At 69.0% G+C, this 24,870-nt stretch carries 18 protein-coding genes and 1 pseudogene; 11 read left to right on the top strand and 8 right to left on the bottom strand.

Annotated elements, in window-relative coordinates:
• The first annotated feature begins 317 nt into the window (after window positions 1-317).
• On the top strand, window positions 318-857 hold the full coding sequence (locus tag ACFP2V_RS26775; RefSeq protein ID WP_381217662.1) for a hypothetical protein: 540 nt from the start codon (window positions 318-320) through the stop codon (window positions 855-857).
• 42 nt (window positions 858-899) lie between these two features.
• Here ACFP2V_RS26775 and ACFP2V_RS26770 read toward each other — a convergent pair whose 3' ends face one another.
• Window positions 900-2,885, bottom strand: coding sequence for an N-6 DNA methylase (locus ACFP2V_RS26770; RefSeq protein ID WP_381217660.1), 1,986 nt, complete (start codon window positions 2,883-2,885; stop codon window positions 900-902).
• 121 nt (window positions 2,886-3,006) lie between these two features.
• Between ACFP2V_RS26770 and ACFP2V_RS26765 the strand changes: the two genes are divergently transcribed.
• From ACFP2V_RS26765 to ACFP2V_RS26750, 4 genes are all read left to right on the top strand, one after another.
• A complete protein-coding gene (locus ACFP2V_RS26765) occupies window positions 3,007-3,966 on the top strand; it encodes a serine/threonine-protein kinase (protein WP_381217658.1) in 960 nt (319 codons plus the stop codon).
• Between the two features lie 102 nt (window positions 3,967-4,068).
• Window positions 4,069-5,337 (top strand): serine/threonine-protein kinase, encoded by a 1,269-nt coding sequence (locus ACFP2V_RS26760; RefSeq protein WP_381217656.1) that lies wholly within the window; start codon window positions 4,069-4,071, stop codon window positions 5,335-5,337.
• A 139-nt stretch (window positions 5,338-5,476) separates the two neighbouring features.
• On the top strand, window positions 5,477-8,722 hold the full coding sequence (drmD, locus tag ACFP2V_RS26755) for a DISARM system SNF2-like helicase DrmD (RefSeq protein WP_381217654.1): 3,246 nt from the start codon (window positions 5,477-5,479) through the stop codon (window positions 8,720-8,722).
• A complete protein-coding gene (locus ACFP2V_RS26750; RefSeq protein ID WP_381217651.1) occupies window positions 8,719-13,059 on the top strand; it encodes an Eco57I restriction-modification methylase domain-containing protein in 4,341 nt (1,446 codons plus the stop codon). The genes drmD and ACFP2V_RS26750 overlap by 4 nt, the downstream gene beginning before the upstream one ends.
• 86 nt (window positions 13,060-13,145) lie before the next feature.
• Here the strand turns inward: ACFP2V_RS26750 and ACFP2V_RS26745 are convergent, their stop codons facing one another.
• Together ACFP2V_RS26745 and ACFP2V_RS26740 are read right to left on the bottom strand one after the other, a co-directional pair.
• Window positions 13,146-13,346, bottom strand: coding sequence for a DUF397 domain-containing protein (locus tag ACFP2V_RS26745; protein WP_381217649.1), 201 nt, complete (start codon window positions 13,344-13,346; stop codon window positions 13,146-13,148).
• A gap of 2 nt (window positions 13,347-13,348) precedes the next feature.
• Complete coding sequence (locus ACFP2V_RS26740) at window positions 13,349-14,209, bottom strand: helix-turn-helix domain-containing protein (RefSeq protein ID WP_381217647.1); 861 nt, start codon at window positions 14,207-14,209, stop codon at window positions 13,349-13,351.
• 757 nt (window positions 14,210-14,966) lie between these two features.
• Here ACFP2V_RS26740 and ACFP2V_RS26735 point away from each other — a divergent pair.
• Window positions 14,967-15,380 (top strand): DUF4333 domain-containing protein, encoded by a 414-nt coding sequence (locus tag ACFP2V_RS26735; RefSeq protein ID WP_381217645.1) that lies wholly within the window; start codon window positions 14,967-14,969, stop codon window positions 15,378-15,380.
• A gap of 121 nt (window positions 15,381-15,501) precedes the next feature.
• Window positions 15,502-15,690, top strand: a pseudogene (locus tag ACFP2V_RS38715) (IS110 family transposase); the annotation flags it as partial.
• A gap of 59 nt (window positions 15,691-15,749) precedes the next feature.
• Here ACFP2V_RS38715 and ACFP2V_RS26730 read toward each other — a convergent pair.
• Entirely contained in the window at window positions 15,750-16,418 is a 669-nt protein-coding gene (locus tag ACFP2V_RS26730) for a hypothetical protein (RefSeq protein WP_381217643.1), read from the bottom strand.
• Window positions 16,419-16,560: 142 nt separating this feature from the next.
• On the opposite strand from ACFP2V_RS26730, the gene ACFP2V_RS26725 reads away from it, so the two are divergent.
• Entirely contained in the window at window positions 16,561-16,881 is a 321-nt protein-coding gene (locus tag ACFP2V_RS26725) for a hypothetical protein (RefSeq protein WP_381217641.1), read from the top strand.
• 38 nt (window positions 16,882-16,919) lie between these two features.
• On the opposite strand, the gene ACFP2V_RS26720 is transcribed toward ACFP2V_RS26725, so the two are convergent.
• On the bottom strand, window positions 16,920-17,753 hold the full coding sequence (locus ACFP2V_RS26720; RefSeq protein ID WP_381217639.1) for an SDR family oxidoreductase: 834 nt from the start codon (window positions 17,751-17,753) through the stop codon (window positions 16,920-16,922).
• Window positions 17,754-18,346: 593 nt separating this feature from the next.
• Between ACFP2V_RS26720 and ACFP2V_RS26715 the strand changes: the two genes are divergently transcribed.
• Window positions 18,347-19,996, top strand: coding sequence for a hypothetical protein (locus ACFP2V_RS26715; RefSeq protein WP_381217637.1), 1,650 nt, complete (start codon window positions 18,347-18,349; stop codon window positions 19,994-19,996).
• A 2-nt stretch (window positions 19,997-19,998) separates the two neighbouring features.
• On the opposite strand, the gene ACFP2V_RS26710 is transcribed toward ACFP2V_RS26715, so the two are convergent.
• Both ACFP2V_RS26710 and ACFP2V_RS26705 read right to left on the bottom strand, forming a co-directional pair.
• Entirely contained in the window at window positions 19,999-20,205 is a 207-nt protein-coding gene (locus tag ACFP2V_RS26710) for a DUF397 domain-containing protein (RefSeq protein WP_381217635.1), read from the bottom strand.
• Window positions 20,202-21,059: a helix-turn-helix domain-containing protein gene (locus ACFP2V_RS26705; protein WP_381217633.1), complete on the bottom strand. Its 858-nt coding sequence runs from the start codon at window positions 21,057-21,059 to the stop codon at window positions 20,202-20,204. The genes ACFP2V_RS26710 and ACFP2V_RS26705 overlap by 4 nt, the downstream gene beginning before the upstream one ends.
• Before the next feature lie 175 nt (window positions 21,060-21,234).
• Between ACFP2V_RS26705 and ACFP2V_RS26700 the strand changes: the two genes are divergently transcribed.
• Together ACFP2V_RS26700 and ACFP2V_RS26695 are read left to right on the top strand one after the other, a co-directional pair.
• Window positions 21,235-21,696, top strand: a complete 462-nt coding sequence (locus ACFP2V_RS26700; protein ID WP_381217631.1) for an ATP-binding protein — start codon at window positions 21,235-21,237, stop codon at window positions 21,694-21,696.
• 235 nt (window positions 21,697-21,931) lie between these two features.
• Window positions 21,932-23,806 (top strand): pentapeptide repeat-containing protein, encoded by a 1,875-nt coding sequence (locus tag ACFP2V_RS26695; protein WP_381217629.1) that lies wholly within the window; start codon window positions 21,932-21,934, stop codon window positions 23,804-23,806.
• A gap of 294 nt (window positions 23,807-24,100) precedes the next feature.
• Here ACFP2V_RS26695 and ACFP2V_RS26690 read toward each other — a convergent pair whose 3' ends face one another.
• Window positions 24,101-24,796, bottom strand: coding sequence for a hypothetical protein (locus ACFP2V_RS26690; RefSeq protein WP_381217627.1), 696 nt, complete (start codon window positions 24,794-24,796; stop codon window positions 24,101-24,103).
• Between the last annotated feature and the right edge of the window lie 74 nt (window positions 24,797-24,870).

Raw genomic sequence — 24,870 nt, 5'->3', positions numbered from 1 at the left:
GCGGCAGTGCGGCGAGCCGGTGCGTCAAGGGTGGAACCGGCTGGTTCCGTGGGGCGCCTGGGGAGGGGCGAGGACATCGTCACTGAAGGGCCCCTGCACGCACGGGTCGACGCCGTCAACGCGGAGCTCATGCGCGGTGCGTGAGCACGGGGTACCGGCTGCCGGGCGTCAGCCTGCACCCCGTGCTCACGCGATCGGGTGATGCCGCCTGGGGTGGGCACGGGTGGGGGCCGTGGGCCGTTTGATCCAACGACGAGGGATTTTCATTCATCCCTGTTTGTCACTGTTCATTCCCCTCGCGGATCACGGGAGTACACATGAGTCTGTCCTTTCACCGCAACCCCGACGGCACGACCACCGGTCGCAACGACGCCGGTGGGTTCACCGTGACCCACGCCGACGAGGAGGAGGTCAAGCGGCAGCTGTACGAGGACGCGGGGTGGGAGTACACGCCGCCACCTCTTCCGGTCCCGGCCGGGTTCCATCGGTTCTCCCTGGTGCACGAGGAGTTCGGCGCAGTCGGGTTCGGGGACGAGCGGTACGCGGGACTGCGGGAGCGGCCGCCGGACGGATGCCTGCCGGTCGACCGGGGGCACTTTGCCCTGGAGTGCGAACGGCCGGGAAGGACGCTGCTGGACGCGGTCGCCGGGACCGTGGCCGAAGTCCGGCGCGAGCACGGGCTGGTGATGAACAGCCTGGGTGTCGAGAAGCCCCAGGAGTGGCTTGGCGACGACCGGGACGGATACGCGGCGCACATCGCCGCACACCTGCTGCTCATGGGCGTGCACCGAGCCCGGCTGCTCGGATACGGGCGCAAGGACGTGGTCCGGCTGCTCGACGCGACCGGTATCGAGTAGCGGGGGAACCCAGGCGGGCGGGAGAAGGCTGCCTCGCTGCGGTCAGGGAGTCAGCCCACCCGCTGCGAGCCGGTCGCTCACGTCGCCGGCCAGCCCCTTGCCGAGGCTGTCCGCCCTGCTGAGGAGAGTCTCGAAGTCCCTGAGGCGACGAAAGGTCTCCGCATAGGCCGCCTGTTCCTCCAGAGGGAGCTGGAGCACTTGGAGGCGTCGGACATCGACCCGGGACGAGCTGGAGGCGTGTGTGCCCGCCTGACGGCCGTTGGCGGGGGCGCGCAGGCAGCCGGCGAGGAAGTGCGCGTCCATCTTCTCGGGGTCCACTCGCAGGGCGTAGAGCTGGGGGCCCAGTGCCATCGGCGGTCCTTGGTGGACCCATGCCCGGAAGGCGCGGACCACCCCGGCGACCACCACGTCTCCCTCTTCGGCCACGGTCTGGGCCGTGCGTGAGGGGATCAGACCGCCAGGGGCGCCGTCCATCAGCAGGTCGGGGACGGTGAGGAGCGGTACTTCGGTGTCTTCGGAGAAGGATCCGTTCTCCGGTGGCTGCTGCCCGGCACGCAGCGTCAGTGCGCCGGCTTTCACCAGTTCCCCGACCGCGGCCGTGGTCTGCGGTGCCGCCGTCTCGAAGCCGAGTTCGGACAACTGCTGCACATGAGCGGTCAGCCCGGTGAGCAGGGAGCCCAGCTCCTTCCATGAGGTGGCGAGTTCCGTGCCGGTGGGTTCGCTGTGGGATGCCGTGTACCGCCCCGGGGTGACGTCGACCTCGTCGTCGAGGAGGTCGAGCAGGGGTACGCGTACCGCGCTCTCCGGCGGATCGGCCTCGGGGTGGTCGAGGTCGGCCAGCGCGGAGAGGACGAAGGAGGTGAGGGCATCCCAGTCGGGCCCCGGCTCACGCGTGCCGGGCCTTGCGAAGCCGGTGGCGTCCACGAGCAGCGCGTCCTGGGCGGGAACGGCGGCCGGCGGGCTGTCCGGGGCGGCTCTGAGTAGCCACAACTGCAGGGAGACACTGTGTGGTTGAGCGCTGCCGGGCGGCAGGGCCACCACCGCCCTGAGGGCGCCGGTGCGCAACAGCGAGCCGCGGATACGGCGGCCCGCCTTGCGTGAGGCGACGGCGGGTGGCAGGAGGACGACGGCCGATCCGCCGGGCTTGAGATGGGACAGCAGATGCTGCACCCAGGCCAGTTCCGGCTCGGTGCGAGGCGGCAGACCGTGCGCCCAGCGCTGGTCGGTGGCGAGTTCCTCGTATCCCCAGTCCCGTTCGTTGAACGGGGGGTTGCACAAGGCGATGTCGACTCGTGTGCCCGCGAAGGGGTCTTCGCGCAACGCGTCGGCCGTGACGATCTCCGTACGAACGTCCCGCTCCTCCGTGGCGAACCCGAGACGGGCGGTGGCCAATGCGGCGAGGGCCGGGTCCCGCTCGCAGCCCAGCACGGTCAGTCGTGAGCCGTCGTACTCCTGCGCTGCGGCGGCCGCCAGGTGCCCGGTGCCACAGGCGGGGTCGAGGGCGGTCAGCCCTTCCTCCGGTTCACCGATGCGCGCGGCGAGCGCGATCCGGGTCATCAGGGTGGCGAGTGGCGCGGGTGTGGTGCTGAGCTGTCGGACATGTGTCTCGAGCCAGCGTTGCAACAGGAATTCGAAGGTCTCGCGCGGCCCTTCGGTGCGGCCCAGGGCCGCCGCCTCGCCGACCAACTGCCGTACTTCGGCGGAGAGATCGGGGCAGGTGGTGCGTGTGCGGGGCGAGCGCATCCGGCGGGCGGCCTCGGCGATCGCCAGGCCGGACTCGTCCCGGCTGCCGAGTGCCTCGAAGCGAGGCCACAGGAACTCGCGTCCGCCGACGTCCTTGAGCTTGCCGTTCTCCCGCAGCCAGCGTTCGACTTCCGCGAGCGAGAACTGCGGACTGACGTCGGTGCCGCCGATGCGGGAGGGGAACGAGTCATGGCGGCGCCGCCAGTTGCTCACAGCGGCGCGGCCGACGCCGGCGATCCGGGCGATCTCGGCCAGGCTGACGGGTACGGAACTGGAGGTACTCATCGAAGGTCTCCGAGGTGCTTGGCCTGCTGGGCTGGTCGGCACCCAGCGCCGTGTGAGACGAAGGGTACTCCCCTCATTGACTTTGTTCACAGCATAAGGGCTCTGATCTAAGGTGTGGGAAATGTGGAGGGTGGAGGAAATGCAGGAATTTACGCCGGGACTGGTGCTGCGTGATCGCTATCGGTTGAAGTCGGTCCTCGGCAGGGGCGCGATGGGGCAGGTCTGGGAGGCCTGCGACGTGTACCTGGAGCGGCTGGTCGCGGTGAAGACCGTTGCGGCAGACCTGCTGGCCGTGCCGCGAAGCCGCGAGGAGGCCCTCGCCCGTTTCGAACGGGAGGCACGGGCGGCGGCGCGCCTCGACCACGGCAACATCACCACCGTCTTCGATGCCTCCCTCACGGACGACACCTGCTGCCTGGTCATGGAACTGATCGACGGCACCACGCTGGAGTACCTCTTCGACCAGCAGGACGAGGGACGGTTCGACGTGCCCTCGGCCGCCGCCGTGGCCGCCCAGCTGTGCGCGGGACTGTCCGCCGCCCACGCCGCAGGCCTCGTCCACCGGGACCTGAAGACGCAGAACATCATGGTCCGACGCGACGGCGTGGTGAAGATCCTGGACTTCGGACTGGTGAAGCTGCTGACCGACGTGGACCCGGCCCTGACGATGACCGGCGAGGGCATCGGCAACATCGCCTGCGCCTCGCCCGAACTGCTCTCCGGTCAGAACCCGTTGGACGGTCGCAGCGACCTCTACGCGCTGGGCTGCCTGCTGCACCACATGCTCACCGGCCAAGCCCTCTTCGCCACCGACCAGCCGGCGCTCCTGGCCTCCCGGCACCTCAGCGCACCGCCGCCCCTCGCCGCCGACTGGGGCGTCGACGTCCCGCGCGACCTCCAGGACCTGCTGTCGGCACTGCTCGCCAAGCGCCCGGAGGACAGGCCGGCCTCCGCGGCCGAGGTCTACGTGGCCCTCGCCCCGCACCTGCCGGCACCCGACCCGGGGCTGGCCACCCGCCCGGGCCCGCCGGAGGATCCGCGCCGCCCCTTCCTCGTCCCGCAAGGCCCGAGGCCTGTGTGAACAGTGAGAGGATGACCCCGGTGACCGGGTGCGCCGCGCCGCTCACGGTCGTGCAGAGGTGGCAGGCACCCTGGGTGCCGGGACTGGCTGGGGACGGGCGCAATGCGGCGAAGCCTTGGACCGTACGAGCTCACGCACGAGCTGGGCCGGGGTGGCATGGGAGTCGTCTGGGCGGCGTACGACCAGGTCAAGGACCGCGAGGTGGCGGTCAAACTCCTCGTCGGCGGCGGCCGGACCGGTGAACCCACCACGCTGGAGCGGCGTTTCCTGCGCGAAGCGAGCCTGACCCGCCGACTGGAGCATCCGGGCATCCCGGCGGTCCACGACCACGGCAGTCACGACGGCGAGTTGTTCCTGGTCATGGACCTGGTCCCCGGCCGCACCCTGGACGCGGTACTCAAGAGCGACGGCCCCCTGCCCGTCGAGCGCGCCGCGGACGTGACGCGACGCACGGCCGAGGTGCTCGTCTACGCCCACGGCCAGGGGGTCATGCACCGCGACCTCAAGCCCGCCAATCTGATGATCACCCCGAGGGGAGAGCTCAAGGTCCTGGACTTCGGGGTCGCCGCCGCACTGGAACCCCACGCCGGTGAGACCCGCTTCACCGCCGCCAACGCCACTCCCGGCACGGTCGTCTACATGGCGCCCGAGCAGGCCGTCGGCAAGACCGTACCCGCCAGCGACCTCTACTCGCTGGGCTGCGTCCTGTACGAGCTGCTCGCCGGAACGCCACCGTTCACGGACGCCAGCCCCTTCATGCTCTACCACCGGCACGCGCACGACCCGGTGCCGCCGATCGCCGAGCGCCGTCCGGGACTTCCGGCCGGGCTGCGACAGCTGGTGGAGGCCCTGCTGGAGAAGAACCCGCAGGACCGCCCCGCCTCGGCGGCGGAGGTGGCCGCAGTGCTCGCCACCTGGGCACCGGCCGCCCCGCCGACCGTCCCCGTGAGACTCACGGTGCCGCACCCGCGGCTAGCCGAGGCGGCGGCCCTGCGCCGCTCCGGCAGCCCCGCCCGTGCTCTGGAGGAGTACGGAACCCTCCTGGCCGCCCCGGAACTGGAGCGCGCCGACCTGCTCGCCGCCCGCGTCGGAGCCGCGCTGTGCGTGGGCGCGCTCGGGCGGACCCGGGAGGCGCTGGACGCGCTGAAGTCGGTCCTCGCCGAGCAGCGCAGCCTCCTCGGACCGGACGAACCGGCAGTGCTCGACACCCGCTACGAGATCGCCGTACTGCTGGTGCGCACGGGAGAGCGGCACGCGGCCACCGAACTGCTCAGGCGCCTGGTCGGCGACGAGGAGAGGGTGCTGCCGGAGGGGGACGACCGCCACGGGCGCGCGCGGACCCTGCTGGACCGGCTGCGCCGCATGTCCTGAATCTCCCCCGATCGACCACACTTTTGTAATCTCTGTTCACAGTCGGTGCCTCGTGTTAGCCTGCGGTCGCACCGTTCCGGTGGGGAGACAGGACACTGTCTACGGACGGCCGCAGGAGACACCGAGGGGAACAGCGCCCATGACGCCAGCAGCTCAGCGCGAGACCGAGCGGACGGGGGCCGAGCAGCTCCCCGAGGAGGGGAATCTCGTCGAGGTGCGCGGCCAGTCGTGGGTGGTCGCCCGCGTCGAGCCGTCCCCGGCCGCGCGGGACGGCGACGGGAACCGCCGCCCCGCCACCCTGGTCCACCTCCAGTCCGTCGCCGACGGCCGCTTCGGCGACACCCTCTCCGTCATCTGGGAGGTCGAGCCCGGCCGCCGCGTCCTGCCCGCCGGTTCCCTCCCCGACGCCTCCACCGGCTCCTACGACTCCCCGAACCGCCTCGCCGCCTTCCTCGACGCCGTCCGCTGGTCCGCCGTCGCCTCCGCCGACGCGAAGACCCTCCAGGCCCCGTTCCGCTCCGGCGTCGCCGTCGAGCCGTACCAGCTGGAGCCGGTCTCCCGCGCCGTCGGCGCCCCCCGCGTCAACCTGCTCCTCGCCGATGACGTCGGCCTCGGCAAGACCATCGAGGCGGGCCTGGTCGTCCAGGAACTGATGCTGCGCGGCCGGGCCCGCCGCACCATGGTCGTCTGCCCGGCTGGCCTCACCCTCAAGTGGCGCGACGAGATGGCCGAGAAGTTCGGCCTGGAGTTCACCATCGTCGACTCCGAGCACTGTGCCCGGCTGCGCCGCACCCACGGCACGGCGGCCAACCCCTTCCGCGTCCACCCGCTCACCATCGTCTCCCTGCCCTGGCTGCGCGGCCAGAAGGCCCAGCGCCTCCTCGACGAGGTCATCGGCGCCCCCGAGACGAGCCCCGACGGCGAGCACAAGCGCTTCTTCGACCTCCTCGTCCTCGACGAGGCCCACCACGTCGCACCCGCCGCGCCCAAGCAGGTCTACGCCGTCGACTCCCAGCAGACGAAGCTGATCCGGCGCCTCGTCCCGCACTTCGAGCACCGCCTCTTCCTCTCCGCCACCCCGCACAACGGCTACCCGGAGTCGTACACGGCCCTCCTCGAACTCATCGACGACCAGCGGTTCGCCCGCGGCGTCGACCCCGACAAGGAGGCGCTGAAGGACACCGTCGTACGGCGCCTGAAGTCGACCATCACCGAGCGGGACGGTGTGACGCCCCGCTTCCGCACCCGCGTCACCCGCGAGCTCTCCGTCGACTACACGCAGCAGGAGCGCGCGATCCACGAGCTGCTCGGCTCGTTCGCCGAACTGCGCCGCAAGAAGCTGACGCCGACGGCGCGGGGCGGGCGGCGCGCGGCCGACCTGGTGACGCTGCTGCTCAAGAAGCGCCTGTTCTCCTCCCCGGCCGCCTTCCTGCACACCGTCCGGGTCTACCTCTCCCACCTGGACGACACCGGCCCCGCGCGCGGCCGTTCGGCCGCCGCCGAAGTCCCCGAGTGGCTGGAGGAGTTCGCCGACCTGGTCGCCGACCTCGACGACACGGGCCTGGTCGACGCCGAGGACGACGCCCTGACCCGCTCCACCTCGCTCACCCCCGCCGAGGACGGCCAGGAACTCGACCTGCTCCAGGAGATGGAGCGCTGGGCCCTCACCCACGAGGCCGCTCCCGACTCCAAGGCCGAGGCCCTGATCCGCGAGATCAAGGCGATCTGCCGCCCCGACGGCAAGCGCTGGACCGACGAACGGATCGTGGTCTTCACCGAGTACCGCGACACCCAGGAATGGCTCCACGACCTCCTCCAGCAGGAGGAACTCACCGACGGCGGCCGTGTCGAGCGCCTGCACGGCGGCCTGACCACGGAAGAGCGCGAGCGCATCCGCCTCGGCTTCCAGACCGAGCCCTCCCGCGCCGAGGGCAAGGTCCGCATCCTCCTCGCCACCGACGCCGCCGGCGAGGGCATCGACCTCCAGAACCACTGCCACCGCCTGGTCAACTACGACATCCCCTTCAACCCCAACAAGCTCGAACAGCGCATCGGCCGCATCGACCGCTGGGGCCAGAAGAAGGACCCGGAGATCGCCCACTTCATCGGCTCCGGCTGGCAGCAGGCACAGGCCGGCTCCTACGAGGCCGACCTGGAGTTCCTCTCCCGCGTCGCCAAGAAGGTCGCGCGCATGGAGCACGACCTCGGCTCCGTCAACGCCGTCCTCGCCGACGCCGTCCAGCGCCGCATGACCGGCGACACCGCCCCCGTCGACATCGAGAACGCCAAGCCCAAGCCCATCAAGGGCCGCCGCACGGGCGGCGAGGTCGCACCCGAGCAGAACGTCACCGCGCAGACCAAGCGGCTCGCCGACCAGTACGACGAGACGGTGAGCACGCTCGGCCTCACGCCGTCGAACGTCAAACGCGTCGTCGAGACCGCCCTCGCCCTGGACCACCAGCCGCCGCTGCTGCCGTCCACGGTCCGGGCCGAGGACTTCGAACCGGGCGACCTGTTCGACGTGCAGCCGCTCTCCGGAAGCTGGGAGCGGGCGACCCGGAACCTGGCCCACAAGCTCCGCGAAGGCGAGCAGCGCCCGCTCACCTTCTCCCCGTCGGTGGCCGCCCAGGGCAGGGACGACGTGGTCCTCGCCCACCTCAAGCACCCGCTCGTCGCGCTCTCCACACGCCTGCTCACGGCCGCCGTCTGGAACGCCGACACGGTCGGCCTCAGCCGCGTCACCGCCGTCGTCTCCGACGACCCGGCCGTCACGACGACGCTCGTCTCCGCGTACGCGCGCTACGTCCTCGTCGGCACCGACGGCACCCGCCTGCACGAGGAAGTCCTGTACGCGGGAGGCTGGTTCGGCGACACGGGCCGCTTCCGCCGCTGGGAGTCGGTCGGCGAACAGGGCAGAGTCCTGTCCCGGGCCCTCACCGAGGGGACGGAGGCCGCCCCGCACCTGCGCAAGGAACTCACCGAGGCCTGGCCGAAGCTCCGGGACCCGCTCTACCGCTCCCTGGAGGCCCGCGCCGGCGAACTCGGCCGCCAGCTGGAGAGCCGCCTCGCCGACCGCCGGACCGAGGAGGAGCGCCGCATCACCGCCACCCTCGACCGCTTCGAGGCCACCCTGCGCGCCAAGCTCAAGGAAGAGGGCGACGGCGAGGGCGAACAGCTCGCCCTGCTGACCACCCACGAACTGACCGGCCACGAACGCCGCCAGTTCGAGGACGACCGCCGCCGCTGGCAGGAACGCCTCGAAGGCCTCCCCGCCGAACGCGAACGCGAACTCGCCGCCATCGCCGCCCGCTACCGCGAGCCCCGCTCCCACCTCTTCCCCGCCGCCGTCGTCTTCGTCGTCCCCGCAAAGGAAGCCCGCCGATGAGCTCTCGCCGCCCCATGAGCCGTGGAGTAGCCGCCGCCAAGGCCCAGGCCGCCGACGGCCGCCGGCAGCACCAGGAGTGGCTCGACCTCACCGAGGTCTCCGGCCCCTTCCTCACCATGCCCGTCCTGCTGCGCGCCTGGCCCCAGCTCGACACCCTGGAGAAGGACGAACGGGCCAGGCTGCGCGCCCGCCACGCCGACTGGCAGACGGACACGACGGCGGGCCGCGACGAGTGGGTGGCGTACCTCCTGGGCCGCCTGCTCGGCTGGGGCGACGCGCTGACGTTCCGCCAGGGCGAGTCCGAGCACCACGGCCTGGACCGCCTGACCCTGCGGGTGGCGGAGCACAACACCGAGGTACGCCCCGACTTCGCCCTGGTCGAACCGGGCGCGGACCTCGCGGTCGAGCCCGACGTGGACTCCGCCGCCAAGCGCGTACGCCTCCTCGGCATGACCGTCCCGGCGGGCACGGCGCCCACCGCCCGCGCGGGCGGAGGCGGCGACTGGGCCGCGGCCCCCGCCGACCGCCTGGCCCGCCTCCTGCGCCACCACGGAGTCCCGCTGGGCCTGGTCACCGACGGCCGCTGGTGGTGCCTCGTCTGGGCACCGCTCGGCGGCGTCACGACCACGGCCGTCTTCGACTCCATCGGCTGGAACGAGGCGGCCGAGCGGAACGTCGTCCGCGCGTTCGTGTCCCTGCTGCGCCGCCGCCGGTTCTTCGAGTACGACGACGCCGAGACACTGGTCGGCCTGCTCAAGGCCAGCCTGGCGGCGGGCGAGGACGTCACCGAGGCGCTGGGCGTCCAGGTCCGCCAGGCGGTCGAACTGCTCGTGGACGCCATAGGGCGGGCGGACGTACGCGCCGTCGACAACGGCGCGCCGGGCCTGCACGCCTCGGGCGTCAGCGCGAGTGAGGTCTACCGGGGCGCGGTGGGCGTCATGATGCGCATCGTCTTCCTCCTCTTCGCCGAGGAACGCGGCCTGCTGCCCGCCGACAACGAGGTGTACGCCCGCTCCTACTCCGCCCGCTTCCTGCGCGACGAGCTGAAGGCGCGGGCGGACGAGGAGGGCGAGACGTCGCTGGAACACACGACGTCGGCGTGGCACCGCCTGATCGCCCTCTTCCACGCCGTGCACGGGGGAGTGGACCACCCGGGCTCCGGCTTCCGCCTGCCGGCCTACGACGGCTCGATCTTCGATCCGGACAAGTACCCGTGGCTGGAGCGCACCACGCCGCTCCTCCCCATCGACGACCGCACGGTCCTGCACATGCTCCAGGCCGTGCAGGAGGTCCGCGTCGGCAAGGGCAAGGACCGAGAGGTCCGCACCCTCAGCTTCCGCGCGCTGGACGTCGAGCAGATCGGGTACGTGTACGAGGGCCTGCTGTCGTTCGACGGGCGCCGGGCGACCGAGCACATGGTGGGCCTCATCGGCCCGGAGGGCCTGGAACACGAGGTGCCGCTGCGGGAGCTGGAGTCCCTGACGGCGAAGGCGGGCGGTTCGCTGAAGACACTGGCGAAGTCCATCCACGAGAAGTGGAAGGACCCCAAGCCCCCGGCGACGGCAGGCCAGTTGGAGAAGAAGCTCGCCCCGCTGGGCGCCGAGGACGTGGCCGAGGCACGCCGCCGACTGAACGCGGTGACGAAGGACGCGGAGCTGACGGAGCGCCTGCTCCCGTTCGTCGGCATCCTCCGCGACGACCTGCGCGGCCTGCCGACGGTCATCCCGAACGGCACCCTGTACGTCGCCGAATCCTCCCTCCGGAAGAACACGGGCACGCACTACACGCCCCGCTTCCTGGCGGAGGAAGTCGTCCTGCACGCGCTGGAGCCCCTGGTCTACGAGCCGGGCCCGCTCCAGACGGCGGACACGGGGGAGTGGCGCCTGAAGTCGGCCGACCAGATCCTGGACCTGAAGGTCGCGGACATCGCGATGGGCTCGGCGGCGTTCTTGGTGGCGGCCTGCCGTTACCTCGCGGACCGCCTCATCGAGGCCTGGGAGAACGAGGGCCGCACGGACGCGATGGTCTACCGGGCAGGCCGTGCCGTGGACGCCGTGACAGCCGCCGACGCCGAGCAGGACCCGGTGGTGGTCGAGGCCCGCCGCCAGATCATCGAGCACTGCCTGTACGGCGTGGACATCAACCCGATGGCCGTGGAGATGGCCAAGCTGTCGCTGTGGCTGGTGTCGATGGACCCGGAGCGGCCCTTCACGTTCCTGGACGACAGGTTGGTGTGCGGCGACTCGCTGCTGGGCGTGCACAGCATGGAGCAGATCCAGTCCGTGCACATGAAGCCGGGGCAGCAGGCCGACATCCTTGCCGAGCAGGCGAGGGCGCTGGTGGACCAGTTGACGCGGGAGCGTCTGGCGATCACCGCCATCAAGGGCGTCGACCTGCCGGCGCTCCAGAAGAAGCGCGAGCGGCTGGAGGAGGTCAACCGGCACTCGAAGCGACTGCGGCTGGTCGGTGATTTGATTGCGGGCGCGGCACTGGCGACGTATGCCTCGGGGCGCGTGGAGTGGCACGCGGAGAACGGCGGTGAGCAGGTGAAGGACCTGTTCCCGCAGGCAGTGTTGACCGTCCAGCGGATTGTGGAGGACGGTGTCGAGGACGACTCGGACGTGGTGCGCGAGGCGCGGGCCACTGCGGAAAAGTGGCTAGCTGCGGAACTGCCGGAGGAGGCCCTGAAACGACGGCCGGTTCATTGGCCTTTGGTCTTCCCCGAGGTGTTCTCACTGAGAGGCGGCTTTGATGCAATTGTGGGAAATCCTCCCTTCCTTGGCGGGAAGAAGCTCAAGGGTTCGCTTGGAGAGAATTACCGTGAGTACTTGGTTGAATATCTCGCCAAGGGGAAGCGCGGGAGTGCTGATCTTGTTGCCTATTTTGAACTCCGAGCTCACGCACTACTGAATGCCTATGGGCAGACTGGGTTGATTGCCACCAATACTCTGGCTCAAGGTGACACTCGTGACGTCGGCCTCGATCAAATTATCTCTGCGGGCGTGACGATTAGCAGGGCAATTAAGAGCTCTCCGTGGCCGTCGGCCTCGGCGGCGCTTGAGTATTGTGCCGTATGGACGACAAAGCGAGGTGCGGGAAGTGATGCTTCCATTGTGCTTGGCAGGGAGAGGGTGCTGAACGGGATCTCCACTTCCCTAAATCCGGCAACCCGGGAACTTTCGTGGGCTGAACCACTGCGCTGCAACAGTGGCAAGTCATTCATCGGCTCATATGTTCTTGGTATTGGGTTCACTCTCCCGGAGGGAGAGGCCAAGGGGTGGATTGCAGAAGATGAGCGTTATTCTGCGGTCGTTTTTCCGTACCTGAACGGCCAAGACGTCAACGGACACCCCGAACACTTGGCCGAACGGTGGGTCATTAATTTCCACGATTGGCCAGAGTCGAAAGCGGAGGAGTATCCGCGAGCGTTCGACAAGGTGGTGCGTGATGTGAAGCCTGAGAGGCAAAAACGCACAAAGAGCGGGCAATTTGCTCTTCGTAGCCCGCTGCCGCAGCGGTATTGGCAGTATGCAGATAAGCGCCCTGGGTTGGTGCGTGCTCTTTCGTCCCTGGAGCGCTGCATTGTAATTACCATTGTGAGTAAAGCAGTGATGCCTGTGGTGATTTCAACTGGTGCGGTTTTTACGCATAGACTGTGTGTCTTTGCCTCTGAGGATCCGGCATTGCTCGCATTTCTTAGCGGTTCTGTTCATTTCTGGTGGACGCTTGACCGTACCTCTACTCTTGAAACCAGGATCAACTACAGTCCAACCGATGTCTTTGAAACCCTCATTCATCCCCCGCTTAATGATTGTCTCCGGGGTGCTGGGTCCCGGCTTGATGTCTATCGTCGGGACCTGATGCTCGCCCGCAACATGGGCCTTACCGACACCTACAATCTGGTGCACGACCCCGATTGCCAGGACGAAGACATTGTTGAACTTCGCCACATTCACAGGGAAATCGACAGAGCCACTATCGAGGCTTACGGCTGGCGCGACCTACTGGACGAATTCGGGCAGACCTCGCCCGCAGACCCGACCCACGAGGTGGTTCCGCTCGACCACGGATTTCACGAGACGGACCAGGGGACCCGCTACACCATTGGTCTGCTCGCCCGGACCGAGATCATCGACCGTCTACGCCAGTTGAACCACCAGGCGTATGCCGACGAGGTGCACCTCGGGCTGCACAAGGGAGTGACGGAGAAGAAGGCGAGAGAGAAGCACCCCGAGCTGCTACCGCCCTCCCCTGAGGCTGTCCGGAAGCGCAAGGAGCAGCTGACCGCGCGAGGTGGGTCGGATTTCGGTGAGGGCGCCGAGGGCGCCCTCTTCTGAGCCGACAGCATGACAACGGGCTGGTTCGCGTCACCTCAAGTGACGCGAACCAGCCCGTTATTCCGCTCGGAAGTCCTGGTCGGCACCTATCCCGCCGTGAGCGTAACGAACGCCGCCCACTCGTCCCGGCTGACCCGCAGCACCGGCCCGTCGCCCGCGACCTTGGAGTCCCGTACGTACATGGCGTCGAGGGCGGCGGCCACCTCCACGCAGTCGCCGCCGCCCGATCCGCTGTAGCTGCTCTTGAACCAGTGCAGCCCGTTCACGTTCTCGGTTACCTGCTCCATACTCACGTCTCTCCCGCCAACCCTTCGATGAGCCGCGCAGACTCCACGCCGTTCAGCGCCTGTGATCGCAGCTTGCCATACCGCAACCCGAAGGCGCTGACCTCTGCCGGATCACGGACGACACATCCGACCTCTTGGGATTCGATGTACCCGAGGTGATGGTGCTCGCTGGTCTCCAGCACCACGAACGGCCCGTTCAGTCCGGAATGGAACCCCGGAGCGGCAGGCATGACCTGGACCTCGACGTTGCGCAACGCGCCGACCTCCAACAGCCGTTGCCATTGCCCGCGCATGACCTCCGCATCGCCCACCGGGTTCCGCAACGCCTCCTCACTCACGATGAACGACAGCTCCGCCAACGGCACCCTCGTCAGCAGCTTCTGCCGACTCAACCGAGCCTCCGCGTGCTGGTCGATGATCTCCTCGCTCAGCGGCGGGCAGTGCCCGGCGAACACGGCTCGCGCGTAGCCCTCCGTCTGCAACAGCCCCGGCACCAGCAGCGGATCGTACGAGAAGCGGCTGACGACCTCCGCCTCGATGACCGCGAAGTTGCGGAAGAAGCGCGGCAGCTTCGCCCGGTCCACCTCGTCCTGGAGCACCTCCAGAACCCCACCCGCCTCCAGCACCCGGTCCGCCGCCCGCGTGAACGCCGCCTTCGCCGGCCGCCGTCCCTGTTCGACCGAGGCGACCTGCTCCAGCGAGTAGTCGATGGCCTCCCCGAGCTGCTGCTGGTTGAGCCCGGCCCGCTTGCGCAGATGCTGAAGCAGCCTCCCGTACGCCGACCAAGCCCCCGGCAGGTCGCCGCCGCCCTCGTCCTTCGCCTTCGCCGTCCGACCGCTCCGCGTCTCCCGCACCGTGCTCATGCCTCACGCCCTTCCGTCCCGGAACGCACCCCGCCCAGCTGTCCGGCGGCGACGGACAGCGGCGCCACCGGGACCTTGTTCAACGAGATGCGTGAGAACCGGGACACGGCACGGCCCCGTACAACGCAATATTCGAGGCGCTCGCACCTCTAACCCGCCTTACAAATCAGGCAAGTTGAAAACCGCTCAATCGAATCGGCGACTTTGCGGCCGACTGATGTGGCGTGACCCCCACCACCATCGCCACAGCCACCGCTATTGATGGTCCATGAATCGTTATCTTCACATCTTGCTCACTAGATCAACTTTCAATCATCATATGCGCAGGCCACCGCACCTATCAGAACCACTTCCGAGGTGAGCCGTCACGCTGCCTCGGTCACGCATCTCTTCGTTGCCCACTACGTCACCCGAACCGGTGGCGTCGTTGAGCACATCGGCGGAGCAGGGGGGAAGGAAAGAAATGGCATTCGACAGCAACCGACCGCCGATGTCACCGGATGGGCGGTGGTACTGGAACGGAAATTCCTGGCAGCCCAACCCCCAACTGCCGCCACCACTGCCACCGGGACCTCCTGCCTGGCCCACCGCTTCACCCGCTTATTGGGCTCCGACCCCGCCCGCTCCGCTGGACAACTCCTTCGCGTGGGCACTGGCCTTCGCGCCGCTGCTTCTTGTCCTCGCCGGTAGCCTACTCGCCGGCCTCGCCGGACCGGCTGTCGCCGTATTGGGTGTCCTGGCCGCGGTGGGTCTGAATGTGGCACTGTCCGTCCAGGACGTTCGCCGACTGCGGGCGGCGGGCCATGCCGTGCCGACGGCCTTGGCCGTCTTTCTGGTCCCGGCGTACCTGTTCGTGCGGCAAGGAAAAGTGCGTCAGACCTACGCCATTCCGATCGTGTGGTGCGTGTGTTTCCTTGTTTCCCTCGGCGGAGCCGGAATCATCGAGAACACGATCGGGGTCCAGATGAACACGGACATCGTCGAACAGGAGATACGGACCGGCGTGGAGCAGCAGCTGGGGATGGCTGTGACCGTCGACTGCCCGTCGTCGGTATCGGTCCGCACCGGCGAGAGCTTCCAGTGCGTGGTGACAGGGTCCGACGGAAGTGCGGCAATGGCGGACGTCACTGTGCAGAACGGCCAAGGCGAGTTCGTCTGGCGTCTTCAGTAGCCTTCTTCCGTCATGATGAGGTGGGGGTCGTGAGCCAGATGTGCAGGTGGTGCGAACGCCGTTGAAGCAGCGCCGGTGGCGCCAGTACTGCAACCGCCGGCACGCGGTGAAGTACCGAACGATGAACTGGATCGACACCGGCGTCGACGCAGACAAGACCCACCGCCACTGCGTCGCGATCGACGACAACGGCCGCCGACTGCTGTCGCGCCGCGTCGCCGACGTCGAGCCCGAGCTGCTCGAACTCCTCTCCGACGACCTGGTCCTAGGCGACGAGGTGATTCGAGGCGTCGATCTCGCCGACGGCCGGACGCCCTGGTTGTCCGGAGCAAGGCGATGCCCGCGAAACGCACTGGCTCGGAGGCTCAGTCACGTCTCCGGCAGTACGAGCCACATCTCGGAGAAGGCGAGGTCGTGCTCACGAAGCACCGCCCCGCAAGGGCAGCCCAACGTGGCCCGGTGCCAGTCGCAGGTCACGGTCCACGGGCCGTCCTTGCCTCCGCACTCCGGGCAGCCGACGGTTTCGGCTGCCCACACGTCCGGGGCGGGTCTGGTGTAGTGACGGAATCGACCCACGTAGCGGGCCTGCCAGGGCTCGACCGGCGGCGTGAGAGGGACGGCGCCGGGCGCGTTCGTCGCGGCGAGGGCGGTGAACAGTGCGGCCAGGCCGGGGAGCAGGGCTTCGCCCGCTTCGGTCGGCGGTGCCGCGCGTTCCGTCGTCTCCGGCACGATGCCGTACCTCGGAGCCGCGGCCGCGAGGGGTGGATTCGGGGCCGCATGCCAGGGCAGTAGGGAGCGGGCGACGGCGGCCAGGAGGGCGGCGGCAGGCGGGCTGACCGTACCGGCGTCGAGGTGGTGGACGGTGGTCCGGAGTATGCGTTGAAGCCGTCTGTCCCGGTCCGTTGCCCGGGTCCGTGCCGCTGTGCCCCGTCGGGTCGGGAGCGGGGCGGTGAGGCGGGCGAGGACAGCCCTTACCGCCTCGGCGTCCGCCGAGGACAGGCGCCACTCGCCCGCAGAGAGGAGCTGCCGGGCTCTCACGGACTCCCGGATGAGAGCGCGTGTCCACAAAGGGCGTGCCGTTGCATCCAGCGGCTGCTCCACATCCTCGGCCGAACCGTCCACCACGCCTCCCATACCCTCGTAACGAAGCTCGGTGTGCCGCTCGGGCTACCCTCCCTGCATGGAGCAGGACCATCCCCTCGTCCGTGACGCCTTTCCCGACCTTATCGCCGAGCTGACCACCCTCTTGGAAGATGAGGGAGAGCATGAGTTGGCAATCTGCGTGCGGGATGTCCGTCTGGTCGCCATGTGCGACTGCGGCGACGACTTCTGTCAGGGCATCCACACAGCGGTGCGCCAGTGGGGCAAGCCGTACGGCGAGGGCCACCGGTGCGTACCGCTCTCGCCTTCGAAGGGCATGCTGATCCTCGATGTCGTGTACGGCCGGATCATGTACATCGAGATACTGGACCGGGCGCCCATGCACAGTCAGAAGCCCTGACGTCCACGTCCCACCGCGAAGCGGTCCCGCCGGGGCCGTCAGCGGAACGCGGCGACGTTCTCCGCAGCCCACTGCCGGAAGGACCTGGCAGGGGAGCCGGTGACACGCGAAACGGTGTCGTGCACCGTGAGCAGTTCGTCGTTGACGTCCCCACCCATCAGGTCGAGCACCGCGTGCGCGGTCCGGTCTCCCATGAAGGGGGCCATCTGCCGGTGCGCCTCTTCCCGGCCGATCCCCTCGACGGACACGTCGTGCCCCAGGGCCGCCCCGATCGCTCGGGCCTGCTGCCGGGGCGTGATCCGTGCCGGCCCGGTCAGTGTGTACGTCCGCCCGCGGTGACCCGGCTCGGTCAGCGCCGCCCGGGCCACCGCCGCGATGTCGGCGGGGTGGACGGCGGGAAGCCCGATGTCCGCATAGGGCACCCGGACCGACCGGTGCTCCCGGATCGACGCCGCCCACCACAGGGCGTTCGACGCGAACTGTGTCGGACGCAGGATCGTCCAACTCATCCCGCTGTCCTGGAACAGCCGCTCGACGGTCAGGTTCTCGGCGGCGGCGGGTAAGTGCGGATGGGTCCGCACCGTTATGGAGGACACGAGCACCACGTGCTCCACACCCGCCTGCCGGGCGGCTGTGAGAACGTCCGCATCCGCACCCATGCCCGGCACGAGGAACAGGGAGCGCACTCCGTCCAGCGCCGGCTTCAGCGAGGCGGGCCGGGCGAGGTCGCCCCCGACGGCTTCGACTCCGTCGGGGAACGAGGCTCGGGCGGCGTCACGGGTCAGGCCTCGCACGGGTGAGGCGCCGGACCTGTGCAACTGCCGCACCAGAGTGCTTCCGATGTTTCCGGTGGCACCCGTCACAAGGATCATCGTTGTCTTCTCCTGCCGTCGGCCGGTGATCGCGCCCGTCGTACGCTAGGACCTCAACCGAAGTCCAGGTCAAGCGGACTGGGCGGGTTCCAGGGCCGGTACGGTGAGGATCTTCGGGCGGCGTAGGCCCCGAAGCCCCAGAGGTGACACATCCTGATGACCCGCCAGTGGGTGAGTGATCACCCCGACGTCGCAGTGCACGAGGCGTGGAGTCCGCCCGTCGCCGCTGCCCTCTGAAGGCGCCGAGCCCTGCAAGGGGGCGCCGGGCCGGCCGGGGAACTCGCGCTCATGCTCGTCCACCGGCGCCACCTGGACGGCGGACGACCACCGGACGACGACGCACCGACCCGTTGCTTCGTCCCGCTCCTCCTGGCGGAACCGTTCGGCCGCGAGCGCCACAGACGCGGCCTACTCGTCCGAGCCGCCGGTGTGCGCGACGTGAAGGGGCCGCGGCGCACACGCCGGAGAGGTTCACGGTGTACGTGAGTCGATGGGACTTTCTTGTGAACTCAGTGCATGAGACACATACTGGAGAAGCTCATGTCACCCGCGTCGGCCGGGCGGACAGCTCTTTGACGCCCCTGCGAGGTCCCATGCTCGACCACCGTCTCGTGCAGACAGCCGTGATCGGTCACAAGAACTCCGATCACCCGGTCATCCTGCCGATGGACGCGTGGGAACTGGACCGCTGGCGCGGGGCGCACCCCGGCTACAGCTACTGGTGCGGGTTGCAGCTCGGGGGCTGCGGCGGGGAGCTGAGCGACCGCCGGTACACCACCAAGGTGTGCCACTTCGCCCACCACTCGACCGCTCCGGACTGCCACCGGAAGAACAACGGCGAGTCCAGCGCCGACCACCTCTTCATCAAGAGGGGGGTGCAGAGGCTGCTTGCTGAGCGGAAGGTGAAGGGAGAGGTCAACACGCGTGACCTCGGTGCCGGTCCCGGCGACGCGGTGGACGTGTACCTGCCCGACGGCCGTCGCCGGCTGCGCTTCCAGCTCGGCACCGTCGACCACCGGTCCTGGCGCCGGGCCGACGACGAACTCGCAGCGGACGCCGACGGCATCGACTGGATCTTCGCTTCCGGAGGTCCGATCACCCGGCACGTCCTCGACCGCCACGGCTACTGCCTCAGGGTCCGCTGCGAAACGGTGGGCGGTGAGCGGCGGGTCCACGTCGGAGCGGAGGGCCGGGACCGCAAGGTGTCCTGGACACCGCTGGAGGACTGCCTGTTGACGCCGACCGGCATCGTCACACCCCACACCGAGCGCATCCATCTCTCACCCGCGCGTCCCGGACCGGTCGCGTTCCCCCTCCAGAGCGGCCTCGTCTTCACACCGGCCCGGGATGTCCCCGGTCCATCCGACTCGCCGTTCGCGGCGGAGGGCCGACGACTGCTCGTCGCCGACGTCAAACCAGCGGGCAGCCCGGTCGTCCGGGGCCTGATTTCGCTCCCGGGCGGCATCGGCGGACCGTCCGCCCCTCACGTGTACCGCGTCACCGGCGACGCGCGGATGCTCGTCGGCGAGGGCACCGTGGGCTGGGCCGTCGAGTTCAAGCGGTATGAACGGCTCGACGAGCGGGCCGCCCGGCGGACCGGCTTGCGGACGACTCCCGACACCTCGGACCCGGCGGTGCCCGTAGCGCGGGCCGGCCGGCCGAAGGAATCGCAACCGGGGCGGAAGCCCGAGCCTGCCCACACCGAGGTGTACGCCCCTGTCTTCGGCTCCACGGCGGGTCGCCCCCCGCGCACCAAGGGCGAGCTGCTGACCGCCGTGCGTGACACGCTGGCTCGTCAGGCACGGCAGCAGCGCACGATCACATGGGAAGACCTGGTCCGCACGGTCAGTCCTGAACTGGCGAAGTACTCCACCGCCGAACGGCAGGATCTCCTGGTCGAAGTCGACAGCCCGCTGCGGGAGAACGTGCCGGTCCTCTCCGCACTCCTCCGGGAGAACGGGGAGCCGCTGCCGTACCTGTCCCGGGTGCTGCCCCGCCTCGGCGTCCTGTACTCGGGCACCTCAGTGCGTATCGCGGAGTGGGCCATTGTGGAGACGGAGCGGGCGTTCGCCGCGTACGCGGTCCCCTCGCGCGCGATGCAGCCCCGGCTCTCCCTCATGCCGACGAAGCCGGCGGCGCGCCGTCCGGCGAAGTCGACGAGGGGGAAAAGCGGATCCGGGGGGACTTACGCCCGAATCGATCGGGCCTGGGGACTCGAGGGGAAGAAACGCGGAAGCCGGTGACGTCACATGGTGGCGAGCGCCACGAACGCGGCCCACTCGCCCCGGCCGACCCGCAGCACGAGACCGTCGCCCACGGCCTTCGAGTCCCGTACGTACACGGCGCCCGAGCCGGCAGCCACCTCTACACAGTCCCCGCCGCTCGTTCCGCTGTAGCTGCTCTTGAACCAGGCGAGTTCACTGGACTGCTCAATGCCCTGATGGGTGCTCATAGCTCCCCTGCCATGCACTCGACGAGACGGGAGGACTCCTCGGTGTCGAGGGCCTGCGTGCGCAGCATCCCATACCGCAGCCAGAACTCGCTGACCTCATTCCGGTCGGACCTGACGCTCACGATGTCCTGTGCCTCGATGTAGACGAACTGCTTGCGATCGGTCGACTCGACCAGCACCATCGGCCCGTTGAGCCCGCTGTGTGCACCTCGGGCCGTGGGCATGATCTGCAGTTCGATGTTGCGCGTCTTCGAACACGCCAGTAGATGCTCCAGCTGTCCCCGCATGACAGTGGTGCTCCGCACCACGCGCCGGATCGCTGCCTCCTCCACGATGAACACGAAGACCATGGGCGGGCTCTTGCGGCTCAACAGCGCCTGACGCGCAAGTCGAGCCGCCACCCTTTGTTCGACGATGTCATCAGGCAACGGAGGAAAGTGCGCTTCGAGCAGCGCCTGCGCGTATGCCTCGGTCTGCAGCAGCCCTGGAATCAACAGGGGATCGTACGAGAACCTGCTCACCGCCTCGGCTTCCAAGAGGGCGAAGTCCTGGAAGAAGACGGGAAGTTTGGCCCGGTCCACGTCCTCCTGGAGCACCCGCAGCGCCCCGCCGGCGTCCAGAGCGCGTTCCGCGGCCTCCGTGAAGGCCGCCTTCGCCGGTCTGCGGCCCTGTTCGACGGAGGCGACCTGTTCCAGCGAGTAGTCGATGGCGTCCGCGAGGGCCTGTTGGGTGAGGCCGGCGCGTTCGCGGAAGAGGCGGACGAGCTTGCCGTAGGCGCTCCATGCCGCCGGACGTTCCTTGTCCGGTCCACGCCGGCCGGTGGTCCCGCATTCCCGCTGGGTCGTCCTGCTCATCGCGCCCCCTGTTCCGCGCAGTGTTCCGTTGTGACCGGTAACGACCGATCCGCCGTCCCGGCCACGAGCACGGACCCGTACACCTGCCGTACGAACCCGTACAGCGGCCGTACCGCGTAGCCGGGTACGGAAGTCCGACCTCGCCAGGCTATAGGCGTGACGGGACGGTTACTCCGTGAAGTCATCCAATGTCAGGGTCGGACCACCCACCCACGCCACGCAGTTCACCATTCGCCTCAGCACCACCGCACGCGGTGCCCGTCTCGCACGCCGCCTCGCCGGGCAGCAGCTCGCGGCTTGGGGAATCCCGTACGACTCCGAGACGTCCCAGGCCGTCGCCCTCGTCACGGCCGAGCTGGCGTCCAACGCCATCACCCACGGACGCCTCCCCGGGCGGGACTTCCGGCTGACGCTGCTCCTGCTGCCCGAGCACGACACCGTCCGCGTCGAGGTGACCGACACCCGCCCGGAGCACCTTCTTCCGCACCCCGTGGCTGTCCCGGCGTCACCCGATGCGGAATTCGGGCGCGGCCTGCTTCTTGTCGAGGCGTACGCGGACTGCTGGGGTTGCACCGTCCGCGACGCATACACCAAGACCGTCTGGGCGGAGGTAGCTGTCGGCGTGCGAGCAGGGTGACAGCGTCGGTCGGCCGGTCTGCCTGCTCATGACCGGATCTGCGGCGCAAGCAGTGCATGGGGCGGTGTAGGCCGTCACTTCATGTAGTTCGTCGACTGCCTGCCGAGAGTCATCAGATTTCCGTAGCGCACGACTCACTTCAGTACGTCTTTCAGTGCCGCAGCGAGGATTTCAGTGCTGGCTGTGTCGGAGGCGAGCTCGGCAACCATCGACCGTGCTCGGCCGTCCTTCGGGTATGCCACACCTGAGCTCTGAACCGTCCCCGACTCCACCTGACTGGCCGCACTGTGGCCACGGCACTACCCCGGAGGACCCGGTCGGCTGCTGCGGCGTTCACGCTCCTGGTCACACCGCATGCCTCGCCCATCTGGCCGACGCCGACCGCGACGCCTACCTGGACGGCCTGACACCCGGAGCCGACATCGACCATCGCGGCACATCCTTCACCGAACCCCTTCTTGATGCCCTCCTCGACGCCCTCCTCGACCCCGCCACCGGACACCCCCGCCTCGGCGAAGCCCGGTTCGACTCGGCGACCTTCCAAGGCGATGCCCGGTTCGTAAGGGCAACCTTCCAGGGCTACGCGTGGTTCGACTCGGCTACCTTCCAGGGCCTTGCGTGGTTCGACTCGGCGACCTTCCTGGGCCTCGCTCGCTTCGAGTCGGCGAGCTTCCAGGGCTACGCCCATTTCGACTCGGCGACCTTCCAGGGCTACGCCGGGTTCAGGTGGGCGACCTTCCACGACCTCGCGTGGTTCGACTCGGCGACCTTCCAGGGAATCACCAAGTTCACCTCGGCGACCTTCGAGTACCTCGCCCAGTTCGCCTCGGCGACCTTCCAGGACGCCTCTTTCGTGCGGGCGACCTTCCAGGGCACCGGTCAGTTCCGGTCGGCGACCTTCAAGGCTCACGCCTCATTCGGGTGCGCGACCTTCCAGGGTGTCGCCCAGTTCCGGTCGGCAGTTTTCGAGGACGACGCTGGGTTCGAGGAGGCGACCTTCGAGCGGTTGGTCACCCTCGGGCCTTTGGTGTGCGCCGGACGGTTTGTGCTGTCCGAGGCGACGTTCCGCGGCCCGGCGAACCTCTCGTTCGCCGCGCGCCGGCTGGAGTGCTTGCGAACCCGCTGGTCGTCAACGGCCGAGTTGCGTCTGCGCTACGCCACGGTGGACTTCGCCCACGCTGTCTTTGAATACCCCCTCACGATCGCCGCGGAGGCCAACCCCTTCGTGCTTCCCGACGGACAGCCGGTGGACGAACAGGTTCTTGCCGACGGGCCCGACGCCGCAGTGCGGATGGCCTCGTTGCGCGGGGTAGACGCGGCTCATCTGGTCCTCGCCGATGTCGACCTGTCGAGGTGCCTGTTCGTCGGGACCGTGCACCTGGACCAGGTGCGGCTGGAAGGCACCTGCGCCTTCGACGCAGTCCCACCCCGCACACACTGGCGGCGCTGGCGCCCCATACGGTTCACCCAACGCCGCACCCTCGCCGAAGAGCACCGCTGGCGCGCGAGCCGGCCGACAGCGGTCCGGGGCTGGAACGTGGCGGTGTTCGGCGACGGGCACGTCGGGCCTGCGCAGCTGGCACCGGCGTACCGGGCGCTGCGCAAGGCCTTCGAGGACAGCAAGAACGAGCCGGGGGCGGCGGACTTCTACTACGGCGAGATGGAGATGCGCCGCCACGACCGCACCGGCACCACCCGCGCCGAACGCGGACTGCTGCACGGCTACTGGGCGTTGTCCGGCTACGGTCTGCGCGCTTCCAGAGCCTTGGGCTGGCTCGCTGCCGCCATGCTCGTTACCATCGTGCTGCTGATGGGCTTCGGACTCCCGAAAGGCAACCCGAAGCAGGAAGTGACCGGCACCGTACCGCCCGGCGGCGGCAAGGTCGCCTTCGAGATCGACAAGGCTGATCCCCAGAACCCCACCGGGAACAGGTTCACCGGCGAGCGCTTCGAGAAGGCTCTGAACGTCACGCTCAACTCGGTGGTGTTCCGCTCCTCCGGACAGGACCTGACCACCGCCGGCACCTACATCGAGATGGCGTCCCGCGTCACCGAGCCCGTCCTTCTGGGCCTGGCGGTCCTGGCCGTCCGTAACCGCGTCAAACGCTGACCCAGCGCCTCCCCTGTCCGAGATCGGCAGGACACCGCAACCGCCGGACACTGAAGCGACCGATGCGCCCGAACCGCCATGAACCGCCGCAGGGAAGATTTCCGTGAGCAGGTCACAGCCCCGTTCACTGAAATCTTCCCTGCGGCCCGACAGCCACTCCTTCTCAAGGAATCCAAGGATTACCAAGTCTTCCAAGGGTAGCCAGCCTGAGATCGGGCGGAGGAGCCCTTTCGCGCGGGGCATGCGTCGGCAGGCAAGGGCCGCCGGCCGAATGTGCAAGGCATTGGAGTCAGTTCAGCCAGTGGCTCCGATGGCCCGTGGTTCAGGAGGCCCCGGAGGTATGACGGGTCTGCCCGGTAGAGCCGGAACGGGGAGGGTCAGGACGCGGGCGAGGGCGGCTGTGACGGATGCGGCGTGTTCGGGCAGGTGCCGGGCGGTCCAGGTGACGGCCAGGCGGAGAAAGTCGGTCAGGTCGTGTTCCGCTCCGGCGAGCAGGCGCCGCAGTTCCTCGGCGGGCAGTTCGATGACGGGGCTGTCGGCCTGCTCGGCGTCGATGGTCAGGCGGACCGTGCCGTCGTCGAGCCGTTCGGCGAGCGGGGAGGGATCGTGGCCGAAGGAGGCCCAGCCGTCGCCGTCGAGGACGTCGAGCCAGTCGCCGCGCTCCTCGAGTCCGTTGCAGCAGCCCGGCAGCAGGGTGACGCCGGTGACGGTGTCGGTGACGCGCAGACCCCCGGATGCGAAGAGGTCGTCCAGGGTGAGCAGCCCGTACAGGAAGGCGCCGAGCGGGTCGGCGGGCTTCTGCGGGTGGCTGCCGGCCTCCGGTTCCATGTCGTTGCAGTCGGCGATGCGCATGACCGCCGTGCCGACCTCGGGGACGGAGAGCGTGCCGTCAAGAGGCAGGAAGCCGTACGGCTGCCCAGCCTCGGCGATCGGCCAGAGAGTGAAGCTGGTGGAAGCGTAGACCTCGAGGACGGGCTGCAACACGATCATCCGGGAAGTGTGCGGGGGACCTCCCCCCGGGTGGTGGACACCCTGACCTCCGGCCCCGGTGGGGGCCGGGAGAG

The organism is Streptomyces incanus, assembly GCF_042656345.1.
Lineage (GTDB): Bacteria > Actinomycetota > Actinomycetes > Streptomycetales > Streptomycetaceae > Streptomyces > Streptomyces incanus.
This window is presented reverse-complemented; position numbering and strand designations above follow the sequence as displayed.

Coding starts and splice junctions, on each gene's coding strand:
- ACFP2V_RS26765 (WP_381217658.1), top strand. CDS start 3,007: ATGTGGAGGGTGGAGGAAATGCAGGAATTTACGCCGGGACTGGTGCTG.
- ACFP2V_RS26715 (WP_381217637.1), top strand. CDS start 18,347: ATGCTCGACCACCGTCTCGTGCAGACAGCCGTGATCGGTCACAAGAAC.
- ACFP2V_RS26705 (WP_381217633.1), bottom strand. CDS start 21,059: ATGAGCAGGACGACCCAGCGGGAATGCGGGACCACCGGCCGGCGTGGA.
- ACFP2V_RS26775 (WP_381217662.1), top strand. CDS start 318: ATGAGTCTGTCCTTTCACCGCAACCCCGACGGCACGACCACCGGTCGC.
- ACFP2V_RS26770 (WP_381217660.1), bottom strand. CDS start 2,885: ATGAGTACCTCCAGTTCCGTACCCGTCAGCCTGGCCGAGATCGCCCGG.
- ACFP2V_RS26695 (WP_381217629.1), top strand. CDS start 21,932: ATGCCACACCTGAGCTCTGAACCGTCCCCGACTCCACCTGACTGGCCG.
- ACFP2V_RS26720 (WP_381217639.1), bottom strand. CDS start 17,753: ATGATCCTTGTGACGGGTGCCACCGGAAACATCGGAAGCACTCTGGTG.
- ACFP2V_RS26690 (WP_381217627.1), bottom strand. CDS start 24,796: ATGATCGTGTTGCAGCCCGTCCTCGAGGTCTACGCTTCCACCAGCTTC.
- ACFP2V_RS26745 (WP_381217649.1), bottom strand. CDS start 13,346: ATGGAGCAGGTAACCGAGAACGTGAACGGGCTGCACTGGTTCAAGAGC.
- ACFP2V_RS26760 (WP_381217656.1), top strand. CDS start 4,069: ATGCGGCGAAGCCTTGGACCGTACGAGCTCACGCACGAGCTGGGCCGG.
- drmD (WP_381217654.1), top strand. CDS start 5,477: ATGACGCCAGCAGCTCAGCGCGAGACCGAGCGGACGGGGGCCGAGCAG.
- ACFP2V_RS26725 (WP_381217641.1), top strand. CDS start 16,561: ATGGAGCAGGACCATCCCCTCGTCCGTGACGCCTTTCCCGACCTTATC.
- ACFP2V_RS26740 (WP_381217647.1), bottom strand. CDS start 14,209: ATGAGCACGGTGCGGGAGACGCGGAGCGGTCGGACGGCGAAGGCGAAG.
- ACFP2V_RS26750 (WP_381217651.1), top strand. CDS start 8,719: ATGAGCTCTCGCCGCCCCATGAGCCGTGGAGTAGCCGCCGCCAAGGCC.
- ACFP2V_RS26710 (WP_381217635.1), bottom strand. CDS start 20,205: ATGAGCACCCATCAGGGCATTGAGCAGTCCAGTGAACTCGCCTGGTTC.